Genomic DNA, 19868 nt, shown 5'->3' on the forward strand with positions numbered 1-19868 from the left:
CTCGAGGCCGGGCACACCGATCTCGGACGTGTCTGTCAGTGCCGGTGCGATCGCGACCCGTCTCCCGGTTGTGCCGACACATCGGTACAGGAGTCCGTCTCAGTTCGCCGTGGACGCCGTCGCTGTCCGCTGGCGGGCTCGTTCGTGCTCCCGCCGGTGGGCCTCGAGGTCGAAGGACGTCTTCACGAGCACCATCACGGCGACAGCGCCGGTCGGTGCGCCGAACCACTCGAGCGGGATCGAACCGAGGACGATCGTCACGTGCAAGACGACGATGCGCTCGAGAGGGTCGACCATGAGCGTTACCGGGCCGTTCCGCTCGAACTCCCGTGCACCGAGATAGTTGAGGCGGTAGGAGAGGACATGGTAAATGGCGAGGGAGACGGCCGCGACAACGACCGCGGACGGCGACGCGGTTGCCATATCCGGAAACTCGCTTGGCAGTCCGTACAACACGAACACGCCGTGGAAGAGCCAGAACGCGCCGAAATAGGTCCCAAAGTATCTCGCGATCGCCCGATTCGGCTTCCCGACGAACGACTCGAGCGTCCGTGGGGCCGTGTCGCCGACCGAACTGATCTCCCACGCGGGCAGTTCGTCGGGATCGTCCGTACCCTCAGCACGACGGATCTTCGCGACGTAGGCCATCCCCAAGACGCCGCTCTCGAGCCAGTAGATCACCAGCAGCGAGTGCAGCGTCCAGCCGAAGAAAACGACGCCGACCAGTGAAACCAGATTCGCGACGACCACTCCGGCGGCGGCGATCCGAGAGCCGGTCCGGGACGAGCGCATAGCGATCGATTCCCGTTCCTGAATGATAAACGGTCCGCCATGTTTCTGAGACTGCCGAAGCCGCTGTCGTCGAACACGGTGGGCTCGAGTCGAGAGCATTCCAAGCCCGAACGGCAAGGGTCGAGTCGGCGGGCGGGTACTAGACCAGGCTCGCGCCGTCGAAATCCCCGCGGCTGTACTCGATGTCCATCAGCTCGAGAATGGTTGGCGTGATGTCGAACAGGTCGGCGTCATCGATCGTCACATCGGCGTCGTCGATGTACAACGACGTGTTGTCGAAGCTGTGCATCCCGTTTCGGGGGCCGGTGGTGAAAATCTCCGAATCGGCTTTGAACCCGGATTTGAGGTCGAAGCCGTTGTTCGGGATGACGACCAGATCCGGCGCGATATCGTCGTGGTCACCGCGGAACGCGGCTTCCTTTTCGACGACTCGGTCGACGACTGTGTTCCCGTTTGGCCCTTCAAGTGCCTCGAGGTCGGCTTTGAGCTGATCGCGAACCTCGTCGTACTCCTCCTCGGGGACCGAGCCACGGGGTTCGCGTCCCTCGAGGTTGATGTAGAACCGACCGGGGATGAACGAGTAGGCTTTGGTGTCGTCGGCGATGTCGCCGAGTTCTTCGGGCTCGTCGGTCGCAAACGAGAGCCAGCCCTCCTCTCGGAGCCACTCGTTGAAGTGGACTTCATAATCGAGGCTGGTAAAGCCGTGGTCGGAGGCGACGATCATGGTGACGTCCTCCGGCAGCAACTCACGCAGCCGGCCGATGTAGTCGTCGATTTTCTGATAAAACTCGAGGAACTCGTCTTTGTACTCGCCGTCGCGCTCGTAGTCTTTGAACAGGAAGTGGTTGACCCGGTCGGTCGTCATGAACACGCCGAAAAACAGGTCCCAGTCGTCTTCCTCGATGTAGTGTTTAAAGGCCTCGAAGCGGGCGTCGACCGTCGCGTGGGCGTCCTCGATGAACTCGGCTTTCTCTTCTTGATGGCCGAGTTTCGGATTGACGTCGATCCGGTAGTCCAGCGTCTCGAGGTAGTCACGGACGTCGTCCGGATACGCTGCCTTGTCGAGTCCGGGAGAGAGAAAGCCCGAGACCATCCGCTGGACGTTTCGCTGTGGTGGAAAGGTCACGGGGACGTTCATGACGGTCGCCCGACGACCCGCCTCCTGAACGCGGTCCCAGACGCGGTCGGCCTGCACTTCACGACCCATTGGGACGTAGGTGTCGTAGGTGCCAACCTCGCGGTCCTGAAAGCCGTAGACGCCCGTCTCTCCGGGATTCATTCCGGTCGTCAACGACGGCCAGCAGGCGCTGGATTCGGGCGGCACGATACTCGAGATCTCGTTTGCCGTCCCGTCGTCGGCGAGGGCAGCGAAGTTCGGAAACAGTTCTTCGTTCTCCGAGAGGAGACTGTACGGCACGCCGTCGACCCCGATAAATGCGACTCTGGGGTCGCCGTCACCCCGTAATCGATCGAACAGACCCATGGACGGACGTAGTTCAACCGCATACAAGAAGGTTCGTTTCGAGACACTCTGTTGAGAATATCTACGACAGGACCACGACCACAGTGGCGATCAAACGGTGTCGACGCGACGGGGAGCCGCGACTCTGAGCAGTTGCCGACGTGGTGACTGCGACCCAGACGGCCGCGATATCTGCCACCTTCGAGTTCGCTTACTGGTCTCGTTCGTCGTCTTCGGTGGCGTCGAAGTTCGTGGGGACGACCGTCAGGTGGGCCATCCCGACGCCGGCGTCGGCGTCGTCCGCTCGAGGCGTTCGTGGGGACCGGTTGCGTGCTGCCATTACAGGTCAGTGTAGCACGTCGACCCAAATAAAATTACTCATGCTCATAATGCATGAGGCCAACGGCTGTAGATAACTCCCGTGAATCAGAGGGGCTGTTGTCCGATTTACCGCCGATCATGCAAACTGTTCACCCGTTTGCCGTTCCGTTTCAGTCCACGATCGATCAAAAAGTACTTTCATAATCGAGTTTCACTTTCGAGATGAGGGTCACCAGATGCGAACCCGTGAACCGAGTCCACCAGCGGTATTCGGTAGACAGCGGTCGATTAGCCACTGCTCGTTCGACGCGGCTGAACGAATAGTTGGCAAGTCTTAAATAGTCTGGTGACATTTACGAAACTATGTCAGAGGCACAATCAATCAGCGGTGAACAGAGTATTGCACGCGAACTTACCGCGTTCCAGAACAACATCCTCGTTATCCTCGCCAAAGAGCCGATGTACGGGCTGGCGATCAAACGCGAACTCGAGGACTACTACGGGACGGAAGTAAACCACGGGCGACTCTACCCTAACCTCGACGAACTCGTCGATCTCGGACTAGTCGAGAAAAGCGAACTCGACAAGCGAACCAACCAGTACTCGCTGACCGACGACGGCTACGAGGCCGTCCTCGACGGCATCCAGTGGACGCTCTCGAAGGTCGTCACGGGCGACGACCGCGCAGACGAGATCAGCGAGATCGTCGAAAACAGCTACTAACGACTCCACCAGATTCGTTTTCGTTACCGGACCTGCGCGTCAGGCTCCGGCTCGCCGGCCGTTTCGTAGACAAGCGTGATCGACTCGTCGAGCACCGCTTGTTGCTCGTCCGACGGCCAGCTATTCCGTACGAAGTACTCCGTTCGGAACTCCTCGAGTTCCGCGTTCGTTAGGTCTTCGACCTGCTTCGCGTAGTGGTTTCCGACGAAGTCGGCGAGCGCCGCCGCGTTGTCGCCGTGGACGTCGCCGTGGGCTGTTCGCACCTGTGCGACGAGTTCTCGGTTGTGTGTGTCGACGACATCCCAGTCGTCGGGGTCGGCAGTTCCCTCGAGTGGGATCTCGACCGCACGCGAGATGTCTTCGATGCGATCGGTTCTGATGACGCCCTCGTGGTCGTCGTGCCACTTCTCGGGATGGAGCACGAGCACGTCGTCACCGTCGTCGTCGCGGATTCGGGACGTGAACTCGTAGTCCTCGAGGAGTTCGTCCCGTCGCTGTGTGTGTGCCTGTGCCTCGCTGTCGTCGGGTACCGTTCGCTCGAGTCGCGTGAGGCGTTCGGCCTCGTCGACGACGTCATCGGGAAGTTCGTGGCTACCATCGGTCGGGTCGTCAGCTGCCGTCGCAGGATCAGCGTGGGACTCGTTCGAGTCGGTCATACCGACCCGTACGCACTCGAAGACTTTTCGCTTGCTGGTCTCGAGTCGACATCGGCCTCGAGTTCCGTCAGCCCTGATCCAGCACGTCGTTTGCGAGTCGGTCTGCACGGCCATTGACCTCACGTGGCACGTGCTCGAGTGTCCACTCGTCGAAGGAGGTGAGCAGTTCGTGGACGGTGACGCGCAGTTCGCGCAGTTCGGGGTTGTTCGTATCGTACTCTCCGTGGACCTGCTTGACGATCAGTTCGGAGTCGCCGCGGATATGAACCTCGTCGTAGCCGTAGTCGCGAGCGGTCTCGAGTGCCGAAATGAGTGCCGCGTACTCGGCCTGATTGTTCGTCGTCGTCCCGAGCCGTTCGCCGCCTTCGGCGACGATCCCGTCGCCGGTGACGATCACCCAGCCGGTGGCCGCGGGACCGGGGTTGCCCCGACACGCGCCGTCGAAGTAGACGTGCGCGCGGCCGCCGTCTTCGCGCAACAGCGCTTCGATGTCCTGTGGGTTCTCGCCTTGAATCACGATCTTGTCGTCGTAGGCGACCGCTGTTGCGCCCTCACGGCGTGCCCGCCAGCGTTCGTGGTCAGTGTTTCCCGATTCGACGGCTACTCCTGCATCCTCGAGTCGCTCTCGAGCGGCCTCGACGTCGCACTCGATAACCGGCATTCGTGGCTGTTGTCGGCCAGAGTCGGATAAAGTCTTTCCGGTTCCGAATCGTAAACCTTGGTGTTGAAGCGCTGTATGTGCCGATTTCGGCTGATTAGCATCAGTGGATGAAAACGCGCCCCAAGGATTTATATACGTTGGTGATACTCCTATAAAAGTGCGATGACACGGTCCACCCGCCAGCGGGAGCGCATGCGTGAGACGGACGAGACCGAGGATCAGGAAGGGGTTCGTGTGTGCCCCGAGTGTGAATCGGATAATCTCGTAAAAGACTCCGACCGGGGTGAGCTCATCTGTGAAGACTGTGGGCTCGTCGTGGAGGAAGAAAAGATCGATCCCGGTCCTGAGTGGCGGGCGTTCAACCACCAGGAACGGCAACAAAAGTCCCGCGTCGGTGCGCCGACGACTCAGACGATGCACGACAAGGGACTGACGACGACGATCGACTGGAAGGACAAAGACGCCTACGGCCGCTCTATCTCCTCGAAAAAGCGCAGCCAGATGCACCGGTTGCGCAAGTGGCAAGAGCGCATCCGAACCAAAGACGCTGGGGAGCGCAATCTGCAGTTCGCACTCAGCGAGATCGACCGGATGGCCTCCGCACTCGGCGTCCCGCGCTCGGTACGGGAGGTCGCCTCGGTCATCTATCGACGCGCACTCAAAGAAGACCTCATTCGCGGGCGATCGATCGAAGGCGTCGCGACGTCGGCGCTGTACGCCGCCTGTCGAAAAGAGGGCATCCCGCGCAGTCTCGAGGAAATCTCGGAAGTCTCCCGCGTCGAACGCAAAGAGATCGGGCGGACGTATCGGTACATCTCGCAAGAACTCGGCCTCGAGATGCGCCCCGTCGACCCGAAAAAGTACGTCCCTCGCTTCTGTTCCGAACTCGAACTCTCCGAAGAGGTCCAGACCAAGGCCAACGAAATCATCGAAAAGACGGCCGAAGAAGGTCTGCTCTCGGGCAAGTCACCCACCGGCTACGCCGCCGCTGCGATCTACGCTGCCTCGTTGCTCTGCAACGAGAAGAAGACCCAGCGTGAGGTCGCAGACGTGGCCCAAGTGACCGAGGTGACGATCCGGAATCGATACCAAGAACAGATCGAAGCGATGGGCATTCACGGCTAACTCGTCCGCTCACCAGTTTCGCTTTTTTGAGTCACACTACATCGAACCGAGCGGCTACAGCCGTGTGCGTGTCTACTCCTCTTTGCCGACGCTGATGACCTGCAACAGCGAGTACACCGGCACGCCCTCGAGTTCCTCGAGGCCCTGTTTGTCGGCGAGGACGATACACGCGAGGGGCTCGCCGCCTTCGGCACGAATCGCCTCGATCGTTTCGCGCATCGTGGTGCCGCTGGTGATCGTGTCGTCGACGATGTAGCACTCACGGTCGCGAATCCCGGCGAAGTTCCGGCTGAACGTGCCACCGAGCTCTTCGATGTCGCCTTCCTCCCACTGGTGTTTCGCGGGCGTGTACGTCCCGAGATCGGTCTCGAGTTCGCGCGCAACGAGGGTCGCGATGGGGCCGCCGGCTTTCTCGATGCCGATCGTGAGATCGACGTCTTCGCCGTGTTTGGCGAGCATGTCGGCCATCGCTTCCGCGATCGCGCCCATTCGTTTGCTGTCGCGACCGACCGCCGACCAGTCGACGTGGATGTCCTGTGGGCCACTCGGGGCGCTTGTAGCACCGTTCCGGTCCGCGGCGTCTGTCGGCTGTGCCGTCGCGCCGCTGCGTTCAACCAGCCAGCTCGCCGTCTCTCTGGAGACGTTCAGTTCGTCCGCGATCTCGCCTTTGGAGAGCCCGCGCGCGGCGAGCTCCGCTGCGCTCTCGATCAAGTCGTCGACGTTTTTCATATATCCGTGAATTCGATCGCTGCTTTTATAGTCGTGTCGTCGTCGGCGAATGCCTCGAGGCGATCGACCGACGATACAGTATCGTACCCCGTCGAGCCCGGTTCGTGTGAGACAGATAGGGACAATGCCGGCGGTTCTGCTCCACAGTACGTACCTCAACACAAAGATATTGACTTCAAGAATAGTTAATATATAGTTCACTATGTGTTGATGTCGGTGGATGCGGCCACGCGAACACTGAAAACGATTATCCCCCTGCCCCTGCCTGTAGCTGACATGGAACGGTACGATCTCATCTACCAACTGTACGACGAGTACGATACGAAGACGCTCCGGGAGTATCAAGCGTTCGTCGATGTCTTTCCGGCGGTCGACTCCCGCGTCGCTCTCGAGCACTGGCAAGGCGTCAACGACGACCTCGAGCAGCGCAAAGACGAGATCCGCTCGGCGTTTGCGGCTGGCGAGACGTTCGCCGAAGTCGCCTCGCGAGCCGACCGCGATCAGGCATTTACAGCGCTCGATCTCGAGGCCAAATACGGCCGTGCGGTGAACGTCCTCGTGTTGGACGTCGACGAGACGTTGCGGTCGGCTGGTGGCACCGACAACGAGATTCCGCGCGATACGCTGCATGTGCTGACGGAGTTTCACGAAGCCGGCGTGCCGATCGTCATCTGCACGGGTCAGACCTTGGAGAACGTCAAGGGCTTTGCGATCCAAGGGCTTGGAAGCGAGATCGTCCACTCGGGCGACCTCTCGATCGTCTATGAGGCCGGGACGGGCGTGTTCACGCCCGGCCACGGCGCACAGACGAAGCAACTGCTCTACGAGGACTTGGACGAAGAGATCCGAAACGTCTTCGACGACGTGCGTTCGCGGGTGCTCCCCGACGCCTCCGAGGAACTCCGCCGTGGCTGTCATCTGCAGGGCAACGAGTTCAACGTCACGATGAAACCCAACTACGAGACCGGCTCGACGAACGCCCGTGAGATCATCGACACGGCGCTGGTCTACCTGATCGATCTGCTCGCCGACGCGGTCGGAACCGCACTCGACATCCCCGGAAGTGAGAGCGACGGTGACGGCAACGGGAGCAAAGAACTCAGTGACGAGACGGTTACCGACTGGACGCGTGCGTTCTACGCTGCTCAAGACCCCGAGATCAGGGCCGTTCTCGAGAGCGAAGGGGCCTATCCCGACCTCGACGCCGACACGGTCCCCGACGCCCTCACGGACGTCTTAGAACGCATCGACGTCGCCTACTACGAGGCCGACGCAGCCGAGATCGGGAGCCTCGAGTTGAACAAGGTCGTCGGCGTCGAACGAGCGCTCGACGTGTTAGGCGTCGACGAGCCGTTCTCGCTCGTGATGGGTGATTCCAAAAGCGACCTGCGCGTGATGCAGTGGGTCGACGAGAACGACGCGGGGATCGCGGCCGCGCCCGAACACGCCTCGCAGGACACCTTAGAACACGTCCTCGAGACGGACGAACTCGTCTTCGACCGCGGGAAAAGCGTCGATGTCCTCCGGACGGTGTACGCGCTGAACCGGCTGGCTCGCCTCGAGTAAGTCGGACACTGCGTTCGACACCACCGGCGACGCGTCTCCGGGACCGAAGTCACTATTCGTCCACCACTCGTTTCGAGACGTGTGACAGACTACGACGCCGTCGTCTACGATCTCGATGGAACACTCGTCGACCTCGACGTCGACTGGGATGCCGTCGCCGAGGACGTCCGCACGGTGTACGAGGATGCAGGCATCGACCTGCCGAGTACGGAGCTGTGGGACTTACTCGAGGCCGCAGACGACGTGGGACTGACTGCAGCAGTCGAGACGGCGATCGCCGCCCACGAACGCGAGGGTGCGACGACTGCGCCGCGGCTGGCGCACGTGGACGAACTGCTCGAGCGCTCGGTGCCGGTTGCCGTCTGCTCGCTGAACTGTGAGGCGGCCTGCCGGATCGCCCTCGAGGAACACGGCCTCACCGACGCGGTCGACGTCATCGTCGGCCGGGATACGGTTGCGACACAGAAACCGCATCCGGAGCCGTTACTCGAGGCAGTCCGCGAACTCGAGGTCGACCCCGGTGCGGCGCTTTTCATCGGCGACTCCGCGCGAGACGAACTGACGGCGGAGCGAGCGGGACTGGCGTTCGAATACGTCAGCGACGGGCCGTCGGGGGTGTGAGGTCGGCGGATTCGGACTACGTCTGCTTGCGTTTCGCGTACGTGAAGACGGCGATGGCCGTAAGAAACCAGATCGGCGCGCCGACGCGAATCGCGAACTCGGCTCGAGCGCCCCAACTCGGCAAGTCGGCGTTTATCGAGAGCACGGCGACGATCGGTGCGCCGACGAGGATCGTGACGACGAACGTGGTCTGCATCACCCAGCCGTAGTCGACGCCCTCGGGCGTGGTTGTTTCGACGGGTTCTGGCACGGCTGACAGTGGCGGCCCAGTCCTCTTAACTACCGTGGATGCCGGTTTCGGTCGGTGTGTCTCGGGGCGTTCAGCCCGCTCGGAGAACGGTGACGTTTAATCGTCGGAGACGAAGGTGTGTGTATGCCTACCGTCCGGGATATCAGAGCGAAAGCGGGCGACGAACCGATCACGATGCTGACGGCCTACGACGCACCGACGGCCGGGATCGTCGACGACGCCGGTGTCGATATCGTTCTCGTCGGCGACAGCGTCGGGAACGCCACGCTGGGCCACGAGACGACGGTTCCCGTCACCGTCGACGGCATCGCCCATCACGTCGGCGCGGTCTCGAGAGCGACCGACGACGCGCTCGTCGTCGCCGACATGCCCTTCCTCTCTTTCGGCGTCGACGAGAAAGACAGTTTGGAGAACGCCGGGCGGATGCTCAAAGAAGAAGGCGCGCAAGCGGTGAAACTCGAGAGCGGTCCCCACACCGTCGACCTGACCGAGAAGATGGTTCAGTTGGGGATTCCGGTGATGGCCCATCTCGGGCTGACGCCACAGCACGTCAACCAGTACGGCGGCTATCCGCGACAGGGGACTGACCAGAAAGCGGCCGAGCGAATTCTCGATCTCGCGCGCGAACACGAGGACGCCGGGGCGTTCTCGCTCGTTCTTGAGCACGTCCCGTCGAATCTGGCGGCCGAGATCACCGACGCGCTCGACATTCCGACGATCGGGATCGGTGCCGGCCCGGACTGTGACGGACAGGTGCTCGTCGTCAACGACGCCGTCGGCTTGAGCGAGTGGTCGCCGTCGTTCTCCAAGCAGTTCGGGAACGTCCGCGAGGAGATGAAATCCGCGATCGACGACTACGTCGCGGCCGTCGAGTCGGAGTCGTTCCCCGCGGCCGAACACAGCCACGAAGAAAGCGACCTCGAGGACCTCTACTAACCCCACTCGACTACACGTGTTTCGGCTCGAGGATTCAGCTGTGGCGCGACCTGACGTCCTTCGACAAGAATATTAAGGACATATTATGGCCAACTAGGTATTTTATATATTAATCGGTGGCGTTTATATTCTTCGAACGAGAAGATAAGGGTACAGACGCGGTGACCGAGCACATGTCCGAACAGCCAGATACCATGATCGAACCGACAACGGAACCAGACGGCACGCGACACACGCCCGCGGATCGCTCGCCAGCGCTCCAGCACGTAACCGTCGAATACGACGCCGATATCGCCGTCTGTACGATGTTTCCCGAACACGTGGCCGAAGACGAGATCGCAACCCAGTGGCTCACGGCGACGGGCGACTCGTTTGTCTCGCTGGCGGACAGTCGGTAGCCGACTGCGACGCTCTTTTGCGCTGTTCCGGCCTTACAGCCGCTCGTAGACGATATCCAAAAATTCGGTGACAGCGGCGTTAAACGCCGTCGGCTGCTCGAGCATCGCGAGATGGGCTGCGGCCTCGAGTTCCGCGAGCCAGGCGTCGTCGATCTCGTCGGCGAGATACTCGTGATATCGCGGTGGCGTGAGTTGGTCGTGCTCGCCGTAGGCCGCGAGAACGGGGGCATCGATTCTCGAGAGGTCGGTTCGAACGTCGAACTCGTGGCACGTCAGGAAATCACGGCGGGTGACGTCTTGGCCGGTCTCGCGAAGCTGTGCCATTGATTCCTCGCGCAGTTCCGGCGTCGGGTCGTGAAAGAGCCGATCCGGCCCATGCAGGAACTCGACGGCGCGCTCGAAATCGTTCTCGAGCCAGTTGAGGAGATCCTCGAGGACGCCCAGCCGTGCGCCGGTGCCAGTGAGAACGGCTGCGTCGGGCTCGAACTCGCGTTCGATCAGGATATGCATGACGATGGCCCCACCAAGCGAGTTGCCGACCAGAACCCGACTGTCCGTCTCCTCGACGACGGCCAGTACGTCGTCGGCGTACGCTGAAAGGCGTGTATAGCCGGGTCGAGCATCGACGTCGTCGGAGTCGCCGTGACCGCTCAGATCGACTGTGACGACCGGATTCCGGTCGGCGAGGCGATGCTGTGCCCGCCAGATGTTGTCTGACCCCCCGCTTCCGTGAACGAAACAGATCGGCGCACCATCTCCACCACGATCAGCCACCTCGTAGGCCGTCTCCCGGCCATGATGTGTCACAACCTCCATACGAGCACACACGAGCGGGGTGGGCTTAAAGCTCGGAGTCGGATCTCGTTCTCGTTGATCGCACTCGAGCGAGTGTGAACTACGAACAACGTCCTTTCTCCGAAAACGATGCCTGCACCGGGTTATTCGGCGAAGGGTTTATATACTAGTGGTGCTTACCTTGGGTTAGTTACAGCATGACTCTCGAACAATTCACTACGGAAGCAGGGCAGATGGCCCGCCAGTACGAGTACGACGAGTGCTCGGTGCTGGCCGTTGACTTCGGGGTCGCCGAGACGGATGCCACCGTCGACCTCGTCGACGAGACGGTTATCGTCGTCGTCGATCGCGCGGACCGAGGCTCCGCTGACCGTTCGGACGGCTCGTTGCCCGAAGACGGCCAGTACGAGATCGATCTTCCCGATGGCGTGGATGACGCACACACGTTTATGAAAAACGGCGTCCTGACTGTCGAGATGGAGGGCGATCTATGAAACTCACCGTCAAACCACTGAAACAGAAGGACGCAGGGCGTGGACTGGCCGCGATCGACCGCGTCTCGATGCGCGAACTCGACCTCGAGAACGGCGATTACATCGTCATCAAGGGGAAAGGAGACAGTCAGTCCGTCGCCCGCGTCTGGCCGGGCTATCCCGAGGACGAAGGCCGCGGGATCGTCCGGATCGACGGCCGCCTGCGACAGGAGGCAGATGTCGGGATCGACGACCGTGTCGAGATCGAAGCCGCGGACGTCAACCCCGCGAAGTCGGTCACGGTCGCGCTCCCGCAGAACCTCCGCATTCGCGGCGACATCGGGCCGCTCGTGCGCGACAAACTCAGCGGGCAGGCCGTCACCGAGGGCCAGACGGTACCGTTCTCGCTCTCGTTCGGTCCGATGGCCAGCTCCGGCCAGTCAGTGCCGCTGAAGATCGCGAGCAGTTCGCCCTCGGGTACGGTCGTCATCACGGACTCGACGAACATCGAGATCTCCGAGACGCCGGCCGAACAGGTCAGTTCCGGGACGGGCGCGTCCGCAGAGGGCGTCCCGAACGTCACTTACGAGGACATCGGCGGCTTAGACAACGAGCTCGATCAGGTCCGCGAGATGATCGAGCTGCCGATGCGCCACCCCGAGCTGTTCCAACAGCTCGGTATCGAACCACCGAAAGGCGTCCTCCTGCACGGCCCACCGGGCACCGGGAAGACCCTCATGGCAAAAGCGGTCGCCAACGAGATCGACGCCCACTTCGAGACGATCTCCGGGCCGGAGATCATGTCGAAGTACTACGGTGAAAGCGAGGAGAAACTCCGCGAGGTGTTCGAGGAGGCCGAAGAGAACGCCCCCTCGATCGTCTTCATCGACGAACTCGACTCCATCGCGCCAAAGCGCGAAGAAGCCGGCGGTGACGTCGAACGCCGTGTCGTCGCCCAGCTGCTCAGCCTAATGGACGGCCTCGAGGAGCGCGGTCGCGTGACCGTCATCGCCGCGACCAACCGGGTCGACGACATCGACCCCGCGCTCCGACGTGGCGGACGCTTCGACCGCGAGATCGAAATCGGCGTGCCGGACAAGGAAGGCCGCAAGGAGATCCTGCAGGTCCACACCCGCGGGATGCCCCTGACGGACTCGGTTGATCTGGAACACTACGCGTCCAACACTCACGGCTTCGTCGGTGCCGACCTCGAGTCGCTCGCTCGAGAGAGTGCGATGAACGCCTTGCGTCGCATCCGCCCGGAACTCGACCTCGAGTCCGAGGAGATCGACGCCGACGTGCTCGACCGCCTGCAGGTCAACAAGCAAGACTTCAAGGAAGCGCTCAAGGGTATCCAGCCCTCGGCGATGCGGGAAGTCTTCGTCGAAGTCCCCGACGTCACGTGGAACGACGTCGGTGGCCTCGGCGACACCAAAGAACGCCTGCGCGAGACCATCCAATGGCCACTCGACTACCCCGAGGTGTTCGAGGCCATGGACATGGACGCCGCCAAAGGCGTCATGATGTACGGCCCGCCGGGCACCGGGAAGACGCTGCTCGCCAAAGCCGTCGCCAACGAGGCCGAATCGAACTTCATCTCGATCAAAGGCCCCGAACTGCTGAACAAGTACGTCGGCGAATCCGAGAAGGGCGTTCGTGAGATCTTCGAGAAGGCACGGTCGAACGCACCGACCGTGATCTTCTTCGACGAGATCGACTCGATCGCCGGCGAACGTGGCCAGCGACAGGGCGACTCCGGCGTCGGTGAACGCGTCGTCTCCCAGCTGCTGACCGAACTCGACGGGCTCGAGGAACTCGAGGACGTCGTCGTCATCGCCACCACGAACCGACCGGATCTGATCGACTCGGCCCTGCTGCGTCCCGGCCGACTGGATCGCCACGTCCACGTCCCCGTCCCCGATGAGGACGGCCGCAAGAAGATCTTCGAGGTCCACACCCGAAACAAACCGCTGGCCGATACGGTCGACCTCGACGACCTCGCTGCCAGAACGGAGGGCTACGTCGGTGCCGACATCGAAGCCGTCACCCGCGAGGCCTCGATGGCCGCCAGCCGCGAGTTCATCACCTCGGTCGATCCCGAGGATATCGGCGACTCCGTCGGCAACGTCCGCATCAGCACGGACCACTTCGACCACGCGCTCGAGGAAGTCGGACCGAGCGTGACCCCCGAGACGCGCGAGCAGTACGAGGAGCTCGAAGAGCAGTTCCAGCAGGCAGAACCGACCACGGAAAAAGACCAGCTCGGTCGCACCTTCCAGTAAGCAGCCACGACCGCCGGCGCGACGCTGCGCCCGCGGCAGTGAACGGTGTTTTTTGACGGCATCGAGTCGACCAGCGGCTGCACTGGTGCATGCGTTCGTCGGGCCACGTTGCGTCGCAGCCCTCGAAAGCGCCGACGTAAACCGTATCAGTCGTCGGCCGCCGTCGCCGACGCCGCCGACTGCGCACGATGCGGGTCTGACTTCGTCAGGAGCCGAACCGAGATTCCGGCACCGAGCAGCGCGATCACGGACAGCGTCGCGAAAAAGACGCCCATCGTCGTGTGATCCAGCAGATACCCGCCTAACGAGATACTGAGCGCGCCCAGTCCGAACATCCCGAGGTACGTGTAGCCGTAGGAGAGCCCGCGCGTGTCGGCGGGCGTGTAGACGGCGACAGCCTCCTGATAGAACGGTTCGATCGCGAACAGCGAGAACCCGAGGACGCCACAGTAGAACACGACCGCGCCGAGTCCCATCGAGGAGATCGGGACGAACGCGAGGGCGAGGGCTGCGAGGCCAAGGAAGACGACGACCAGCCCGCGAGCGACGGCCACGCGGGCGGTCAACTTGCCGGCGACATACTGGCCCGCCATGCCGGCGACGAGCAAGCCGACGTAGATGTAATCGCCGAGCGAGAGTTCCTCGAGCCCACCCGGCGGTTCGATGCCGGCCGTCGCCGGCAGTCCGTGAAGCAACTCCGGCAGATACGTGAGCACGCCGCGGTAGTAGAGGCCGACGAACGTGACGACGGCGAACACGAGGAGAAACGAACTGGCGAACAACGATTTGGAGTTCGCGACGAACGCCGATCCAGCAGCCGAGTCCGTCGTTGCGTCAGCATCGGTCGTCTGTGACCGGCTGTCGAGTGCAGCGGTCGGATCGAACTCGAGTCGAAGCCCGTAGATCGTCGCTATCAGACCGGGCACGGCGAGCGCGACGGCGACGAGTTGCCACTCGAAGACGAGCAACAGCGTCGCGGTGGCGAACGGGCCGAGCGCGATGCCGACGTTGCCGGCGATGCCGTGCCAGGCGAAGACTGTGCCGCGGTTTTCGACACCAGTGCTGATGAGCGCCAGCCCCGCCGGATGGTAGATGCTGGCGATGATTCCCCAGCACAGCAGGCTGGCCGCGACGGCGTAGATCGAGGGCGCAGCCGCGAGCGTGACGAACGAGCCACTCATCCCGGCGAGACAGAGCAGTATGAGCCGCTTCGGACCGTATCTGTCAGCGAGCAATCCCGCCGGGAGTGCACCCAGTCCGAACGGAGCGTACCCAAGCGCGACGACGAGTCCGACGAGGGCGACGCTAACGTCGAACGCGTCGAGCCAGACGACCAGAAAGATGGGAATCGCGAGTTCGAACCAGTGAACGATCGCGTGGGCGAGCATCGTAAACGTCGCAATTGCCTTGTCGTTATTCCCGAGAGACATTCAGTTTCGACCGTCGATACTGACAGATTCCACGCCGACTACTTATCAATACAGAAACGTTCGCTCTCGAAACGCAGTCACCCGCGGTCACGACCGACCGACTACAGCGTGCGTTTGGCCGACTGCTCACCGAGCCCCTCGAGAACCTCCTCGGCGTGTCCCTCTGGTGTGACACCCTCGTAAACGGCCTCGATCAGGCCATCGGGGCCGACGACGTACGTGTTGCGGAAGACGCCATCAAAGGTGTTCCCGAACAGTTGCTTTTCGCCGTAGGACTCATACAGCGTCGCGACCTCCCCGAGTTCGTCCGAAAGCAGATCGAACTCGAGGTCGTACTCGGCGGCGAAGGACTCGAGGTCGTCGACTGGGTCGTCACTGATCCCGATGACGTGGGTGTCTCGCTCGTCGAACTGCGGGAGTGCGTCGTTGAACGCACGAGCCTCGGTGGTACACCCATCGGTGTTCGCACGTGGGTAGAAGTAGATCACGAGCCGCTGACCCTCGAACGCAGAGCGGCGAACGGCGTCGCCGTGTTGATTGGGGAGTTCGAACTCAGGTGCGACATCGCCTACGTCGAGCATAGCCGTGTGTTAGCGACCGCTGTTGTATGTATTGTGATTCGACGCGGGGCTGCGAGCGTGAGCTACTCGAGCGGTTCGGCTGCGTCTCGTTCGACGAGCGGTGTCGCGTTCTGTGCCGGGAGCGTGACCACGTCGTCGGTCGAGAGGGTGTACTCGCGGTCGTCGACGCCGAGAATCGAGCCGATATCCTGCGTGATCTTGACGGTCACGCGATCGACGGCGCTGGTGTCGTCGACGGACGAATCAGACGCTGGCTCGTCCGTTGGTGGCGACGGCGGGTCGTCTGCCGGCGGCTCGGGTGGCTCCGGAGACGCATCGTCGATCGTCGGGCCGTTGCCACCCATAACGTCTGCCGGCGTGACGCCGCTCGAGCCGTCCGGTTCGCTCTCGGGTTCGACAGTCGGCCCGTCGGCGGCTGGCGCGGCATCCGCCGGTTCCTGCGGGGGGACCGGCGGCGTGTCGTCGGGCGCAGCCGGTGGCGCTGGCTCGTCTGCTGGGTCATCCTCGACCCTATCGTCGGGAACGGGATCACTCGAGTCCCGTATTTCGGACTCGACAGCCGAATCACGGGTGTCCACACCGGCGGGCGCGGTCCCGGCTGTGGCTCCGTCGACAGTTCCGGTTTCAGCCCCGGTCTCGGTGTCGATGCCTTCCAAGACATCGAGCACGCGGGATTTGTTCGCGCCGATACGGTCGACGAGGTCGTCGAAGAGATCGGCCTCTTCGGCGGTTAGACCCTCATCGTTGGCCGCCATTCCGGCCGCAGCGAGACTTGCCTGTTTGACGAGTTTTCCCATTCGGCGCTCGTAGATCGCCTCGACGACGTCTTTGGCGGTCTCGATCTCGTCGGTGAGACGACCGACTTCGGGTGAGGAAAACGGGTCCGCTACCTGGTCGGCCACGCGCTCGCGTTCGTCCTCGAGGTCGGCGATATACTCGCCGACCTCCTGGTAGAACGAGGGGCGAAGGTTCTGGAGGCTGTCTTTCTTTCGCTCCTTGCTCTGGACCGACCGCAACTCGTCTAGGTTCATTCTTTCTCCTTTTCAGCCCGGCCGCGTGCCATCAAGAACACGGCAACGTACTCTGGTAATGACTGGTCTCCCTCCGAGACCGTAAAACTATCCCCACCGAGTTCGACCTCGCCGCCGTCGGTGACGTCGACCGTGATCTCGTGCCCGCGGAACGTCTCCGGGACGGCATCATCGAGCGGGTCGAAGTCGGCGATCTCGTCGCGCTCGAGGCGCACCGTTTTGAGTCCACTCCCGCCGTGGAGACTCCCCGGCAAGCGGATGAGTCGGTTCGTGTCCGTGGTGACGGGTTCGTCGATCGGCGCGTTGTCCCGTTCGACCGCCCGGTCTGCGAACCGTTCTGCCAACTGGGCGATCGCCGTGTGGACGGTGACATTGCCCGCCTCGAGTTGTGCGCGGTTGTTGCGGGCGGCGTTGAGCGTCGCCGTCGCCTTCCCCTCGCCGATCCCGTCGAACGCCTGTAAGCGCTCGAGCGCGTCCTCGTCGTCGAGTGCGAGCAACTCGTCGAGAAAGTCCATCAGGAGAGCGTGCGTCCGCGCTCCCCACCCGCCTTCCGTCCTGAGTGTTCGGCGTTCGGTCGGCGTCTTTCGACCGATCCCGGCGACGGTCTCGGTCTCGATCACCGCGTCGAACTCCAGTCCGATCCCGCGAACGTAGTCGACGATCTCTCGGCGGTGTTCCCGTTCGAGATGCAAGACGTTCTCATCGCGGACGTGGACGTGATATCCCCGACCGCCCGAGAAGACGATCTCGAGATCCTCGAAACCGAAGTCGTCCTCGAGAAAGTCGAGGAGTCTCCAGAGCGCGTCTTTACACTTGGCGAGCATCTCGGCGTAGGAGTCCTCGCCGAGCGTAACACTCGGTAAGTGGTCGGCGTCTAAGTCGAAGACGAGATCGGCTGCCTGCCAATCTTTCTCGTGCATCGAACTCGCGCCGGGATCGCGAAACCGCCCCGCCGAGAAGTAGACGTGCTGTGGTCGCTTTCGGACGAGAAACTCCGAGATGTCGCCTAACTCGAGCAGCGAACGGTGGCGGACCATCGTTGTCTCCGGCCCCTCGGTCCACGGAATAAACCCCCACTCGCGTTCGTTGGCTCCCGGGGGCGGTGTGATCTCCGTCCGCCGATAATGATCACGAAATCGTCCCCGAAGATAGGCCCTCGTTCGCTCCTCCATGCACCTCGAGTCCTCGTCGGTGTGGGACTATAGATGTGCCGAACTGCCGCGCACACGCGGCGGTCTGTGTCAGGGCGACACAGACTGAACCAGAACCGTTACCGTCGCATCAGGTCCGAGATTTTATCAGCGATCCCGACGTCGGAGCCGAGTTTCAGATAGTAGGCATCGCCGTTGTCCTCGTAGTAGCCGTCGATGCGTCGTTTGATCTCGAAGCCGAGATGCTCGTAAAACTGAAGGGCGTTTTCGTTGGTCGTTCGGGCGTGACACGTGATCGTGTCGTGGTCCTCGGCGACGCGAGCGACGAGTTGCTTGCCGACCCCTTCTCCCCGAAAGTCGGGCGACACCGCCAGAAACAGGATGTAGCCATCGCGGCGGACGGCAGCGAATCCGATCAGTTCTCCCTCCCGAATATAACAGTGGACCTTGGAGCGGCGATAGGCGTCAGTAAAGAAATCGTACCGCTGTTTGAGCACGCCTTCCTGGCGATTGATCTCCTGTTTGAGGTGCCAGGCATCCTCAACGAGGTCGTCACTCCCCGGCGTGACGACCCGACTGTCGATATTGACGCTCACTATCACAGCGTAGCACTGTCGTCAATATAATTCCACCGGCACCCCGGTACACCACGTGAACGTGCGAGGAACCGACGAACATAGGACACTCACTGTCGAAGTCGTACCCAGTTCGCTATGACACCACACCAGGGCCAACGGTTCGAACTCCGCGAGCACACCGCCGACATCGCCGTCGAAGCCGCCGGCAACACACTCGAGGACGTCTTCGCTGCGGTTGCCGAGGGGCTCGCAGCCGCCTCGTGCGACGAGACACCCGACGCGTCCGGCGACCGGTTTTCGCTCTCGGTAACCGCCGAAAGCCGCGAGGCCTTGCTGTTCGATTACCTCGACGACCTGATCTACCTGCGAGACGTCCGCGTCGAACTCCCGGTCGACCATCGCGTCGAGACGATTTCCCACAGCGACGACGCCGACGAGACAGCGTGCTGGACGCTCGAGGCGAGCGCCCGCGGCGTCCCACTTGCCGAGATCGACGCCCGTGAGGTGAAAGCCGTCACCTACTCCGAGATGCGACTCGAGCGCGTCGACGACGAGTGGGAGGCGTACGTCGTCTTCGACGTCTGAGAGTTCTCTCAGACTGTCGGACAGCATCACTGATCGAGTCCGCTGAGAGTCGTCGAGTACGTGTCGCCGAAGACGTGGTGTTCGGTCACGGAAACGCGCCGGAGTAGGTCGTCGACGGTCGCCTCGACGCGATATAGTAACAACTGCAACGATTTACACACTGATCGCACAGCCGTCGTGCGATCAGGTGTGCATTGACTTGCAGTGGCTACTATAGCCGGCCTGGGCGAGATCGTCGGAGCAGTTGGTGGGAGCGCTCGAGTTGTCCGCAGCGACGACGAGCAGATCCAGCCGCTCCTGTGAGCGCTCGTAGGCGGCGTGTGCCAACTCGACTGTCCCACACTCGCTCGAGCCGTACTCGACCGTGCCGCGGGCCGTAACGGTGCCGTCGTCGACACGCACGTCCGGCCGGGCCGTGGCGTCGAACTCCGCCTCGACGAGTTCGAACGTGGTGTCCACGCTCGAGCCGACGACGGGAAGCCGACCGAGACAGCCGGCGGTGAAGCCGAGGCCGCTTCCCGCGACGCTCGCAAGCAGCGCCCGTCTGTTCATATTTCCAATACGATAGGGGCGAACAAAGCCGTTCCGGTGACCGAAGACATCGGTACCGGAGGTCCCGTTCCTGCGGGCTCCGGTCGCTCGGCGGGAGGCGCGACGGCCAGCGAGTGTGACTCGCGATATCGCCGGCAGAGACGAACATCTTTGGGCGTTCGGAGTGGAGT

General features: G+C 62.3%; 23 protein-coding genes. 9 read left to right on the top strand and 14 right to left on the bottom strand.

The genetic code is table 11. The features are described from left to right. Positions 1 to 99 precede the first annotated feature (99 nt). The 3 genes from C495_RS01745 to C495_RS18450 form a co-directional block, all read right to left on the bottom strand. On the bottom strand, positions 100 to 792 hold the full coding sequence (locus C495_RS01745; protein WP_241430572.1) for a DUF6498-containing protein: 693 nt from the start codon (positions 790 to 792) through the stop codon (positions 100 to 102). A 139-nt stretch (positions 793 to 931) separates the two neighbouring features. Further along, entirely contained in the window at positions 932 to 2275 is a 1344-nt protein-coding gene (locus C495_RS01750; RefSeq protein WP_008159446.1) for an alkaline phosphatase family protein, read from the bottom strand. 190 nt (positions 2276 to 2465) lie between these two features. Further along, positions 2466 to 2594 carry a hypothetical protein gene (locus C495_RS18450; RefSeq protein WP_008159448.1) on the bottom strand — a complete coding sequence of 43 codons (129 nt, stop codon included), beginning with the start codon at positions 2592 to 2594 and terminating at the stop codon, positions 2466 to 2468. A 344-nt stretch (positions 2595 to 2938) separates the two neighbouring features. On the opposite strand from C495_RS18450, the gene C495_RS01760 reads away from it, so the two are divergent. Further along, positions 2939 to 3298 (top strand): PadR family transcriptional regulator, encoded by a 360-nt coding sequence (locus tag C495_RS01760; protein WP_008159450.1) that lies wholly within the window; start codon positions 2939 to 2941, stop codon positions 3296 to 3298. A 23-nt stretch (positions 3299 to 3321) separates the two neighbouring features. Here C495_RS01760 and C495_RS01765 read toward each other — a convergent pair whose 3' ends face one another. Both C495_RS01765 and rnhA read right to left on the bottom strand, forming a co-directional pair. Next, a complete protein-coding gene (locus C495_RS01765; RefSeq protein ID WP_008159451.1) occupies positions 3322 to 3954 on the bottom strand; it encodes a DUF7108 family protein in 633 nt (210 codons plus the stop codon). Between the two features lie 67 nt (positions 3955 to 4021). Beyond that, entirely contained in the window at positions 4022 to 4615 is a 594-nt protein-coding gene (gene rnhA / locus C495_RS01770; RefSeq protein ID WP_008159453.1) for a ribonuclease HI, read from the bottom strand. A 162-nt stretch (positions 4616 to 4777) separates the two neighbouring features. On the opposite strand from rnhA, the gene C495_RS01775 reads away from it, so the two are divergent. Next, entirely contained in the window at positions 4778 to 5740 is a 963-nt protein-coding gene (locus C495_RS01775) for a transcription initiation factor IIB (RefSeq protein WP_049890092.1), read from the top strand. Positions 5741 to 5812: 72 nt separating this feature from the next. On the opposite strand, the gene gfcR is transcribed toward C495_RS01775, so the two are convergent. Continuing rightward, entirely contained in the window at positions 5813 to 6469 is a 657-nt protein-coding gene (gene gfcR / locus C495_RS01780) for a transcriptional regulator GfcR (RefSeq protein WP_008159458.1), read from the bottom strand. A gap of 276 nt (positions 6470 to 6745) precedes the next feature. On the opposite strand from gfcR, the gene C495_RS01785 reads away from it, so the two are divergent. Together C495_RS01785 and C495_RS01790 are read left to right on the top strand one after the other, a co-directional pair. Beyond that, positions 6746 to 8035: an HAD family hydrolase gene (locus tag C495_RS01785; RefSeq protein ID WP_008159459.1), complete on the top strand. Its 1290-nt coding sequence runs from the start codon at positions 6746 to 6748 to the stop codon at positions 8033 to 8035. Between the two features lie 81 nt (positions 8036 to 8116). Next, the gene (locus tag C495_RS01790) at positions 8117 to 8656 is read left to right on the top strand and encodes an HAD family hydrolase (protein WP_008159460.1); all 540 of its coding nucleotides are present in this window, start codon (positions 8117 to 8119) and stop codon (positions 8654 to 8656) included. A gap of 16 nt (positions 8657 to 8672) precedes the next feature. Here the strand turns inward: C495_RS01790 and C495_RS01795 are convergent, their stop codons facing one another. Next, positions 8673 to 8906, bottom strand: a complete 234-nt coding sequence (locus C495_RS01795; protein ID WP_008159463.1) for a DUF5822 domain-containing protein — start codon at positions 8904 to 8906, stop codon at positions 8673 to 8675. A 123-nt stretch (positions 8907 to 9029) separates the two neighbouring features. Between C495_RS01795 and panB the strand changes: the two genes are divergently transcribed. Continuing rightward, positions 9030 to 9842, top strand: coding sequence for a 3-methyl-2-oxobutanoate hydroxymethyltransferase (gene panB, locus C495_RS01800; RefSeq protein ID WP_008159464.1), 813 nt, complete (start codon positions 9030 to 9032; stop codon positions 9840 to 9842). 173 nt (positions 9843 to 10015) lie between these two features. Beyond that, the gene (locus C495_RS01805; RefSeq protein WP_008159465.1) at positions 10016 to 10240 is read left to right on the top strand and encodes a DUF7511 domain-containing protein; all 225 of its coding nucleotides are present in this window, start codon (positions 10016 to 10018) and stop codon (positions 10238 to 10240) included. A 33-nt stretch (positions 10241 to 10273) separates the two neighbouring features. On the opposite strand, the gene C495_RS01810 is transcribed toward C495_RS01805, so the two are convergent. Beyond that, a complete protein-coding gene (locus tag C495_RS01810) occupies positions 10274 to 11056 on the bottom strand; it encodes an alpha/beta fold hydrolase (RefSeq protein WP_008159466.1) in 783 nt (260 codons plus the stop codon). Between the two features lie 176 nt (positions 11057 to 11232). Here C495_RS01810 and C495_RS01815 point away from each other — a divergent pair, with 176 nt between their 5' ends. Then, positions 11233 to 11529, top strand: coding sequence for an Hsp20/alpha crystallin family protein (locus tag C495_RS01815; protein WP_049890094.1), 297 nt, complete (start codon positions 11233 to 11235; stop codon positions 11527 to 11529). Beyond that, on the top strand, positions 11526 to 13790 hold the full coding sequence (locus C495_RS01820; protein ID WP_008159472.1) for a CDC48 family AAA ATPase: 2265 nt from the start codon (positions 11526 to 11528) through the stop codon (positions 13788 to 13790). Before C495_RS01815 ends, C495_RS01820 begins: the two co-directional genes overlap by 4 nt. A 146-nt stretch (positions 13791 to 13936) precedes the next feature. Here C495_RS01820 and C495_RS01825 read toward each other — a convergent pair whose 3' ends face one another. The 5 genes from C495_RS01825 to C495_RS01845 form a co-directional block, all read right to left on the bottom strand. After that, complete coding sequence (locus tag C495_RS01825; RefSeq protein ID WP_008159474.1) at positions 13937 to 15220, bottom strand: MFS transporter; 1284 nt, start codon at positions 15218 to 15220, stop codon at positions 13937 to 13939. Between the two features lie 101 nt (positions 15221 to 15321). Then, positions 15322 to 15801, bottom strand: coding sequence for a peroxiredoxin (locus tag C495_RS01830; RefSeq protein ID WP_008159476.1), 480 nt, complete (start codon positions 15799 to 15801; stop codon positions 15322 to 15324). 62 nt (positions 15802 to 15863) lie between these two features. Beyond that, on the bottom strand, positions 15864 to 16832 hold the full coding sequence (locus C495_RS01835) for a DNA replication complex subunit Gins51 (RefSeq protein WP_008159477.1): 969 nt from the start codon (positions 16830 to 16832) through the stop codon (positions 15864 to 15866). Continuing rightward, positions 16829 to 18004: a DNA primase small subunit PriS gene (priS, locus tag C495_RS01840; protein WP_008159478.1), complete on the bottom strand. Its 1176-nt coding sequence runs from the start codon at positions 18002 to 18004 to the stop codon at positions 16829 to 16831. Before priS ends, C495_RS01835 begins: the two co-directional genes overlap by 4 nt. 98 nt (positions 18005 to 18102) lie before the next feature. Continuing rightward, entirely contained in the window at positions 18103 to 18579 is a 477-nt protein-coding gene (locus tag C495_RS01845; RefSeq protein WP_008159481.1) for a GNAT family N-acetyltransferase, read from the bottom strand. Positions 18580 to 18696: 117 nt separating this feature from the next. Between C495_RS01845 and C495_RS01850 the strand changes: the two genes are divergently transcribed. Continuing rightward, positions 18697 to 19146 (top strand): archease, encoded by a 450-nt coding sequence (locus C495_RS01850; RefSeq protein ID WP_008159487.1) that lies wholly within the window; start codon positions 18697 to 18699, stop codon positions 19144 to 19146. A 183-nt stretch (positions 19147 to 19329) separates the two neighbouring features. Here the strand turns inward: C495_RS01850 and C495_RS17920 are convergent, their stop codons facing one another. Next, positions 19330 to 19698 (bottom strand): hypothetical protein, encoded by a 369-nt coding sequence (locus C495_RS17920; RefSeq protein WP_008159488.1) that lies wholly within the window; start codon positions 19696 to 19698, stop codon positions 19330 to 19332. Between the last annotated feature and the right edge of the window lie 170 nt (positions 19699 to 19868).

The sequence above is a fragment of the Natronorubrum sulfidifaciens JCM 14089 genome, assembly GCF_000337735.1.
Taxonomy (GTDB): Archaea; Halobacteriota; Halobacteria; order Halobacteriales; family Natrialbaceae; genus Natronorubrum; species Natronorubrum sulfidifaciens.